Origin of the sequence: Mycobacterium sp. SMC-13, assembly GCF_045311035.1 — a bacterium.
In the GTDB taxonomy this organism is placed as follows: Bacteria; Actinomycetota; Actinomycetes; order Mycobacteriales; family Mycobacteriaceae; genus Mycobacterium.
This window is the reverse complement of sequence record NZ_JBJIAI010000094.1, coordinates 1-1,074: the sequence shown is the minus strand read 5'-3', so window position 1 is coordinate 1,074 and position 1,074 is coordinate 1. Positions and strand designations below refer to the sequence as shown.

The 1,074-nt window shown below is 63.3% G+C and carries 1 protein-coding gene; it reads left to right on the top strand.

Annotation, left to right across the window (positions count from 1 at the left end):
* Positions 1 to 107: 107 nt before the first annotated feature.
* On the top strand, positions 108 to 1,074 hold a 967-nt coding region (locus tag ACJH6I_RS31830), incomplete at its 3' end, for an IS481 family transposase (RefSeq protein WP_064917836.1).

The following is a 1,074-nucleotide window of genomic DNA, read 5'->3' as shown; positions in this document are numbered from 1 at the left end:
TGTAACTCCCAGACAGGTTGTGAACGGCGTGGTGAGCGGAAGTAGGTGAGGACCTCCGGTATCGGTGTGGTTACCAAACACGCACATCCGATTACCGAGAGGTCCTCATGGTCCACGCTAATGCTTCGTTGACTCCTCGTGGGCGGTTGCGGCTTGCGCAGGCGGTTGTTGATCAGGGCTGGAGTTTGCGGCGCGCGGCTGAGCGGTTCCAATGTTCGGTGGCCACAGCCAAGAAATGGGCCGACCGTTATCGCGACGGTGGCGAAGCAGCGATGGTAGACCGGCCCAGCCGGCCGCATCGCAGTCCGTTGCGGTTGCCGAAACGACGTGAGCGGCGCATCGTCAACCTGCGCTTCACCCGGCGCTGGGGCCCACATCGCATCGCCGCTTACCTGCACCTGCCACGCTCGACCGTTGAGGCGGTGCTGCGCCGCTACCGGATGCCATTGCTGCGGCACCTGGACCAAAACACCGGGTTACCGGTACGCCGGCCCAAACCCCGCCGCTATGAGCACCCGGCTCCCGGCGACTTGGTCCATGTCGACGTCAAGAAACTGGGCCGCATCCCCGACGGGGGCGGCCATCGCAAGCTGGGTCGCCAAGCCGGCCGGCGCAACCGCTGCGGCATGGGATACACGTTCTTGCACCACGCCGTTGATGACCACTCCCGGCTGGCCTACTCCGAGGACCTCACCGACGAACGCAAAGAAACCGCCGCGGGATTCTGGAAACGCGCCAACGCGTTCTTCGCCGACCACGGCATCACCGTCAAACGAGTGTTGACCGACAATGGATCCTGTTACCGGTCAAAGAATTTCGCTGAAGCGCTCGGCCCCGACATCACCCACAAGAGGACCCGGCCCTACCGGCCACAGACCAACGGCAAAGTCGAGCGATTCAACCGCACCCTGACCACCGAATGGGCCTATGCGCAGACCTACCGCTCTGAGGCCGAACGCGCCGGAACCTACCAGCACTGGCTGCATCACTACAATCACCACCGACCCCACACCGGCATCGGCGGAATGACACCAATCGAGCGCCTACGCGTTCACAACCTACCCGTGAAGAACA